Below are 7,804 nucleotides of genomic sequence, written 5' to 3'. Positions count from 1 at the left end.
CCAGGGGCCTTACGTCTGCCCGGAGTTGGGAGTACACCACGAGACTCCCGGAGGCGATCACCCTCAGCGACCGTCGGTTACCGGGAAAGGCTCATTGACCCCGCCCTCCAATACCCCGACCCGCAGCCAGCCCCGGAACGGCCGGGCGCACACCTCTTCAAGCCTTTGCGGCAGATCATCGAGTCAATCAACGAGACCTTCAAGGGCCAGCTCGACCTCGAACGCCACCGCGGACGCACACCCAACGGCGTCATCGCTCGCGTAATGCAACGCATCCTCGCCCTGACCACGGCGATATGGCACAACGACCACACCGGACAAGACGTCCTACGCTCGCTGACCGCGTTCGATCACTGACCCCTTGGAATAGATCATCTAGGGATGCGCTGTGGGCCGCCTGCTCGAACAACTCGGCGTCGGCTACGTGATCGCCGTGCCCGAGTTCCAGCAGAGCACGTCGCTGACCGCAATTCGGCGGAGCGACCAGCCCATCGGCGAAGCACCGGGTGATGCTTGGCAGCGACAGGCTTGCGGCGACAGAGAGCTCCCCCACGCCATCCTGACCGCGCTCGCCGCCCGGGCGCCCCGCGATGCAAGGGGGACAGCAGACCCCGCTCCGGTAACCGTGGCAGAGACCAGGCGCCTGCTGAACACCCTCCTGCCGCATCCCCGTCCCCACCACGACGGACATCTCCACGCCCAAAAATGGTCCCCCCGGCGCAGGCGCCACCAAGCCAAAGCCCGCCGCCGCTGCCACTACCAAAGAAGAAACAGCTCAGGACCAGGAGTCTGACTGGAGCACCAGATCTCGTATCCCCCTCGCCACGGCCGTTCACGCCTCCGGATGGCTGCAGCGACCGAGGTGACTCACCGAGGCAGAAGGTCCCGCGATGGGGCAAAGTGGACGGAGAGCCGAATAGCCGGGACAGCGCCTCCTCGGGGCACGCGCTCCAAGGTGCACGTGGAAAAACCACTAGTCACCGGACCGGAATGTGCTCCAGAAGGGCACCCGCTGCACCAATGCCCATCAGACCAGTGGCCTGTTAATCGCATGAGGAGCGGGCAAGTGGAATTCAATAAGACCGACACGGCGGTTGTGTTCATCGATCCACAAAACGACGTGCTGAGCGAGGACGGAGCGAACTGGGACGCGGTGGGGGCGAGCGTCACAGAAAACAGGACCGTCGAGAATATGGAGAGAATCTTCGAGGTAGCGAAGGCGGCCGGATACGAGGTCTTCATCTCGCCCCATTACTTCTACCCGACCGACAACGGTTGGCGAATGAACGGTCCGCTGGAGACAAACGAACTGGAGACACATACCTTCGCACGGGCGGGACAGCTCGATCTGACGGGATTCCGGAACTCCGGGGCAGACTGGCTGGACCGCTTCAAACCCTACATCGAGGACGGCAGAACGGTGGTCGCAAGCCCGCACAAAGTATTCGGGCCGGAAACCAACGACCTGGTACTACAATTGCGCAAGCGAAAAATTCAAGGAATTATTCTTGGTGGGATGTTGGCGAACATGTGCGTTGAGTCCCATATGCGCCACCTCATCGAGGAGGGATTTGAAGTCGCCGTGGTCAGGGATGCAACAGCTGGACCCCGACACCCGGTCTGGGGCGACGGTTATCAGGCGGCCATGATCAACTACCGCTTCATCGCCCATGCTTTGCTGTCGACGGACGAACTAGTCGACCTGATGCACTGAGGGGGGTCGCCGCCGGTAAAACAGCCCTCTCGCCCCATCCGATAAGCACGCCTCAACCAGCGCCGGCAGTCAGCGGCCCACTGCGCGGGAAGCGCTGTGGGAACACGCATCGTCCCTTCGTGGCCGGCTCCCGGAACGACGCGTCGGTGGCAACCACGGTTACGGACCACCGACCAGCGGGTTTCAGGTCAGCACAGTTAGGGGATACTGTGGAAATTCGAATTTCCTTTCCGCGTAACGGAGATGGGAGACTTCACCGTGCGGGTGCTGACGCGGGCCCGCCGTGCGGGCGACAGCGCCGACAGGAGCCGCCGGCCGATCTCTCCGATGCCCTGCTCGAAGATGCCGTCCGCACCTACCAGTAGGTCACGGGCTGTTTGGAGGGCGATGGTGAAACCGCAGCGGTCGGGATCGGTGCCCGGCTGGGACTCCGCAGCCTGGACCATGGTGCGGCGCAGGAGCTGATAGAGGGTGAGCAGGGCCCACATCTCCTGCTCGACGCCCGCCGGATCGTGCGAGCGCAGGACGCGTCCGTGCAGGATGGTGTGGCGCAGCGCGTAGTAGGCGCTCTCGTGCTCCCAGCGCTCGTGATAGAGGTGCGCGAGGCGGTCGGCGGGGTAGCGGCGGGCGTCCAGGAGCGTGGTGGCCGGGCGGTAGGAGCCCTCGAACGTGCTGCCGTCGGTGCAGGTGATGCTCACCTGGGCTTCGATGATCCGCACCGGGATGCCGCCGATGACCGAGAGGTAGGAGGAGTCGGCGAGCGGCGTCAGGACCGGTGGGCGGCGGCGCTGGCAGATGCGGCCCAGGAGCTGTGCGCCGGTGGCGTGCACGGCGGTGAGGAAGTCGTTGCTGTCGAAGCCCCGGTCCCACAGCACCAGCATCTCGGGGCTCAGATGGTGCATCAGCCTGGTGGCGTAGGAGGTCTCGCCCTCCCGGGTGGGGCCGAAGACCGCTGCGATCACGGCCCGGGTGCCGGTCTCGACCAGCGTCATCAGCTCGGCCTGGGGATACCCGCCATGTGGGCACCGCCCCAGCCACTCCCGGTTGCGCTCGCTGTCCGGCACCTTGATCGAGCTGCAGCCGTCGAATGACACCGTCCGGTACGGACCGAACCGCACCCCCGACGTGGTCGGCCGGGCCAACGGCCCGGCCGGCACCTCGAACAACGCCCGCACCGGCGTGCTGCCGAGCCTTCGGCGCAGGTCACGGAGCGCCTTCGTGCTCGGGCGGACAACCGGAATCCCCGACAGGCCGGCCGTCAGTTTGGCCCACACGAGCCGATAGCCGACCTCGGGGAAGAGACACATCGCCAGCAGGAAGTAGACCCCGACCCGCGAGGGAAGATCCCGCAGCCGGCGCTGCACGGTCCGTGTCTCCGACAAGACCGCATCGACCAGCTCGAACGGCATGATCGGCGTCAGCTCTCCCAGATGGCCCGGCGCGAACCGACCCGCGGCCACTATGACCGTACGGGTGATGGTCGCCAGCGGCGGTGGCAGGACACAATGCTCGGGCAACGGAGCTCCTTCGGGAACAAGCTGTCTTGGACGACTGCCTGTACCAACGAGCTCCGTTGCTCCATATCAGGACTTTCTCAACTCCCTTGCGTAACCTGCGAAAACGCTAACTACCCGGCCTTGGATCAACCTCAGGTTCCGGATGCCATCGTTTGCGTACACACTGGCGGGGCTGCGCCCGCCCGTTAGGTTCGGTGTGACTACCGGTGTGATCGCGACGCGGACAGGGCGACTGTCGTCTTCGCCGGGACAGGCACAGCGCATCGTCTTGCTGCGATCAGATCTGGTTGAGTCCGCCATCCACGAAAAGCTCGGATCCGGTGACGAAGCTGCTCTCATTGCTGGCGAGGAACAGTGCGGCAGCAGCGGCCTCGTCTGGGTGCCCCATGCGACCCAGCGGAATCTGGCTGGCGAAGGCGTCCCTCATCTGTGCGGCTTGGTCGGCGTCGGCAGCCAGGCCGGTGATGCCCGGGGTGACGATCGGGCCGGGGACCAGGGTGTTCACCCGGATCGCGCGGCCGCTTAGTTCGTTGGCCCAGGTGCGCGAGAAGGAACGGACCGCGGCCTTGGACGCGGCGTACACGCCAAAGGCGGCGCCGCCTGAGGTTGCGGCAGTCGATCCGGTCAGGATCACCGAGGCGCCGTCGTTGAGCAGCGGAATGGCCTTCTGAACAGTGAAGAGCATTCCCCGTACGTTGATGTTGAAGGTGGCGTCGAAGTGCTCCTCGGTGACCTGCTCAAGAGCAGCGTACTGACCGCCGCCCGCGTTGGCGAACAGTACGTCGATGGGCCGGCCTCGCTCGGCGACAGCCGCGTAGAGGCGGTCGATGTCCGCGAGATCCGCGACGTCGCCCCTGACGGCGGTGGCTTCGCCGCCGATCTCGGCCAGCGCGGCGTCGAGGGCCTCCTGCCGGCGGCCGGTGATGAACACGTGGGCGCCTTCACGTGCGAATCGCTTGGCGGTGGCCAGTCCGATTCCGCTGTTGCCTCCGGTGATGACTGCCGTCTTCCCGTCAAGCTGTCCCATGATCGTTTACTCCTGTCCGGTGCGAACGCCAGAAGTCGTGCACCAAGTGTCACTGCGGTTTTACAGCCCGAACCGGACGGCCCCGAGCCCAGTTATGGACTATACGGTAAAGAACCTTGTTATGGACCGTACGGACAAAAACGTGACCGCCGGCACGCTGTCGAGGCGCGACAGGGCGGCCGCGCAGGCCTGTCCGCGAGGGCGCCGGGAAAACCCCTGGCGGAGAGCCATGCATTGCACGCTCCCTGTCGCCCGGCCTCACCCTGCACGGCGGCCCTGCACGGCGGCGACGAGGGGAACGCCCAGGTCCTCCCGTGTCACCGCGAGCAGCCGGGCCTGTGCTGCGTGCCCGACGATCTGGACCGATAGGTCAAGAAGAACGTATGCTGTTGCCATGGGACGACCGCGGAATTTCGATGACAACCAGGTACTGGAGTCTGCGCGCGAGCAGTTCTGGAATCAGGGGTACGCGGCTACATCACTGCAGAACCTGACGGACGCCACCGGACTGGGCAAGGGAAGTCTGTACGGCGCCTTCGGCGACAAGCGGCAGCTGTTCTTGCACGTACTGGACGGCTACCGCGAGGAACAGCTGAACGGCGTCCGGGCGGTCCTCACCGGGCCCGGGACGCCCTTCGAACGCCTGACCCTGCTCGTTGAGGGGGTGGCCAAGGGATTCACGGAGGACCCGCAGCGCCGCGGCTGTCTTCTGGTCAACAGCACGTCCGAGCTGCACAGCAACGATCCGGATGTGGTCTCCCGGGCCCGGACCACCTATCAAGCGGTCGAAGATCTTCTGATCGCCTGCGTAAAGGAAGCCCAGGACGACGGGACGGTCGAACCGAGCGCGGACGCCCAGGAGCTCGGGCGACTGCTCCTCGCCGTCATGCAGGGCATCGAGTTTCTCGCCAAGACCGACATGGACGGCTCAGCTCTGCTGCAGATAGGCCAGGCCGCCCTCAAGCAGCTGTCCCGGCACTGACCATCCTGCGGGTCGGCATCGTCGACAGGTGATATGCCGACAAACAGCGATCGGGGTGGGCCCGCCTGGGATCGGCGCGCGAGCGTCCAGCACACCTGCCCTTCGAACGTTCCCACGAGTGGCCCGGCCGCCCGCCCCGGCACAGTTGCCGGCCCGCCCCTTTCGTCATGCCCTTCAGCGGGCCCTCTTCGGCCGTGCGGCTCCGCCATCGACTGCGCCTCACCGCGGGCCGGACGACGCTCTGGCAGCCGACGGCGCCGGACCGTTTCACACGAGCGCTGCGGGCGAGCCCTCCAGATTCCCGCACAGGACCTTGTTCGCGGCTCTCTTTCGCATGCCGACGACGCGGCGAGCACTCAAATAGTGCATTGATCGGCTGACTTCGCAACGCATTCGAAGGAGACCTACCGTTCTTGACTGAACGGTCCATAAGCTCTACCTTTGAACTGCGACCCGCGGATTCGCTACTGCAAGGGGACTTCGGGTCGGCGGTAGACAGATACAGACTGTTCCGCTGCCCGGCAGGGAAACGCCGGGCGGGACTGCGCGAGGTCTCGCGTGCCCCTCCGCAAACGACTGCACACGCCCAACGAAAAGTGATCACCATGACCACCCCTCCCCAGCCGCTCTTCACCTACAGCCTCCACAACGTGACGATTTCCGTCAGTGACCTCGACGCGTCGATCCAGTGGTGGAACCGGGTGTTCGGCCTCACCCTGCTGGCGAAGTCCCGCTTCGACGCCATCGGAGCGGACGTTGCCTTCTTGGAGGGGCCCGGTTTTCGGCTGGAGCTCCTTCAGCCCGCAAACGGTGTGCGGATCCCTGAACTGACGGCAGAGCCCCCCGCGCACATCCGCCCGATCGGCAACAAGGCCCTGGTCTTCCGTGTCGAGGACCTCGACAGCGTGACCCGCACCTTCCGTGAGCTTGGGGTGACGACCGTCTGGGAGCAGATGGACCTCGGCGACGGCAGTATCTCGACCGCGATCCGTGACAACGACGGAAATCTCATCAACGTCTTCCAGCAAGGCGCAAGCCCGGTCGGCTGACACGGCGAACCGATCAACCTGGCCGCCGAGCCAGATTCAGCCGCTCCGGACGTAGTTGTCCGGGACATGGTTCGGGAGCGCCGCCGACCGCCGCCGCTGCCTAACGCAGGTGTGCGGCGGCCGGCCGGCGAATGCCCTTTGCGCATGCGGCCAACGCGCGGTCTGTCAGGCGATGAGCCGGCCCTCCCGGGCGGCCAATTCACAGCGCCGATTCCCAGCAGTTCCAGCGGCAGTGCTGCCATTCACCGAGGTGCGAGCCGCCCCTAACTCCGCGCGAACTCAAGCAGGTCTTTGTTGAAGATCTCGGCGTACTTGGGCACCATCGCAAGGCCATGAGGCGCGCCCTCGTAGACCTTGTACTGCGCGCCCTTGACGATCTTGGATGATTTGGCGCCCGCGGAGACGATGGGCACGATCTGGTCGTCGTCGCCATGCACGATCAGTGTCGGCACATCGACCTTCTTCAGGTCCTCGGTCGTGTCCGTCTCGGAGAACGCCTTGATGCAGTCGTAGGCGCCCTTGATGCCGACTGTCATGCTCCAGAGCCAGAACTCGTCACGCGTTCCCTGGGAGACGGTCGAGCCCTCACGGTTGGCACCGTAGAACGGGGCACTGAGGTCCTTGTAGTACTGCGAGCGGTCGGTGAGCACACCCTGGCGGATCTCGTCGAACACCTCGATCGGCAGGCCCTCAGGGTTGGCTTCCGTCTTCAGCATCAGCGGCGGGATCGCGCCGAGCAGGACCAGCTTGGCGACCCGTGCCGTGCCGTGCCGGCCGATGTAGCGGGTGACTTCGCCGCCGCCGGTGGAGTGCCCGACCAGAATGACGTCGTGCAGGTCTTCGGTTTCGATGACCGCGGCCAGGTCGTCGGCGTACGTGTCGAGGTTGTTGCCGTCCCAGGGCTGACCGGAGCGGCCGCCACCGCGCCGGTCGTGAGCGATGGCGCGGAATCCGTTGTCCACCATGAGCTTCATCTGGGGGTCCCAGGCGTCGGCGGTGAGCGGCCAGCCGTGGGAGAAGAGCACGGGCTGGCCCGAGCCCCAGTCCTTGTAGAAGATCTGCGTGCCGTCCTCGGAGGTGGCGAAGGGCATGGTTGCGCTCCTCTCGATGTCCGCTCGCGGGCCCCTTACGTCACGCCCTCCGAGGATGTGACGGGAAAGCGGCGCCGCATGAGGTCAACATAATTGCGGGGCAGCGATTCAGCGCGTTTGTAAGCACCGCTTCGGTACGAGTGGGACGGCCGTTGCCTGACAGGCGAGGAAGTGGTCTGTCTCGTACGGTGGTCCATACATGCTGCGGGATCCACGGTCAGGAGAATTCACCGGTTACGCCACCCGGGGCACAGTCACCCACCCGCCCTGAACATCACCACCGGTGGCGGACGGCAGCCAGGCGATCACCCGTCGTTACTACTCGTTCTGTGACTAGCTGTTTTCCAACCCCGGGGTGTTCGATGGCGGTCCGTACGGCGAGCTTGATCGTGTGATCTGGTGGCGGGATCGGGAACGAGGACGA

General features: G+C 65.3%; 7 protein-coding genes and 1 pseudogene. 4 read left to right on the top strand and 4 right to left on the bottom strand.

Annotation, left to right across the window (positions count from 1 at the left end; genetic code table 11):
• Positions 1-135: 135 nt before the first annotated feature.
• Together ACIBJF_RS50765 and ACIBJF_RS50760 are read left to right on the top strand one after the other, a co-directional pair.
• Positions 136-357 (top strand): annotated as a pseudogene (locus ACIBJF_RS50765) (IS982 family transposase); the annotation flags it as partial.
• Positions 358-1,066: 709 nt separating this feature from the next.
• Positions 1,067-1,714 (top strand): cysteine hydrolase, encoded by a 648-nt coding sequence (locus ACIBJF_RS50760; protein WP_399184678.1) that lies wholly within the window; start codon positions 1,067-1,069, stop codon positions 1,712-1,714.
• Positions 1,715-1,911: 197 nt separating this feature from the next.
• On the opposite strand, the gene ACIBJF_RS50755 is transcribed toward ACIBJF_RS50760, so the two are convergent.
• The 3 genes from ACIBJF_RS50755 to ACIBJF_RS50745 form a co-directional block, all read right to left on the bottom strand.
• Positions 1,912-3,231 (bottom strand): IS4 family transposase, encoded by a 1,320-nt coding sequence (locus ACIBJF_RS50755; protein WP_399184677.1) that lies wholly within the window; start codon positions 3,229-3,231, stop codon positions 1,912-1,914.
• A gap of 277 nt (positions 3,232-3,508) precedes the next feature.
• Positions 3,509-4,258, bottom strand: coding sequence for a glucose 1-dehydrogenase (locus ACIBJF_RS50750; protein WP_399184676.1), 750 nt, complete (start codon positions 4,256-4,258; stop codon positions 3,509-3,511).
• A gap of 258 nt (positions 4,259-4,516) precedes the next feature.
• Positions 4,517-4,654, bottom strand: coding sequence for a hypothetical protein (locus tag ACIBJF_RS50745; protein WP_365335509.1), 138 nt, complete (start codon positions 4,652-4,654; stop codon positions 4,517-4,519).
• Here ACIBJF_RS50745 and ACIBJF_RS50740 point away from each other — a divergent pair.
• Together ACIBJF_RS50740 and ACIBJF_RS50735 are read left to right on the top strand one after the other, a co-directional pair.
• A complete protein-coding gene (locus ACIBJF_RS50740) occupies positions 4,653-5,240 on the top strand; it encodes a TetR/AcrR family transcriptional regulator (protein WP_316768582.1) in 588 nt (195 codons plus the stop codon). The genes ACIBJF_RS50745 and ACIBJF_RS50740 overlap by 2 nt on opposite strands.
• 605 nt (positions 5,241-5,845) lie before the next feature.
• Positions 5,846-6,289, top strand: a complete 444-nt coding sequence (locus ACIBJF_RS50735) for a VOC family protein (RefSeq protein ID WP_399184680.1) — start codon at positions 5,846-5,848, stop codon at positions 6,287-6,289.
• A 263-nt stretch (positions 6,290-6,552) separates the two neighbouring features.
• Here ACIBJF_RS50735 and ACIBJF_RS50730 read toward each other — a convergent pair whose 3' ends face one another.
• The gene (locus tag ACIBJF_RS50730; protein ID WP_365335505.1) at positions 6,553-7,380 is read right to left on the bottom strand and encodes an alpha/beta hydrolase; all 828 of its coding nucleotides are present in this window, start codon (positions 7,378-7,380) and stop codon (positions 6,553-6,555) included.
• Positions 7,381-7,804: the final 424 nt, after the last annotated feature.

Source organism: Streptomyces sp. NPDC050743, assembly GCF_044456925.1.
Lineage (GTDB): Bacteria > Actinomycetota > Actinomycetes > Streptomycetales > Streptomycetaceae > Streptomyces.
This window is presented reverse-complemented; position numbering and strand designations above follow the sequence as displayed.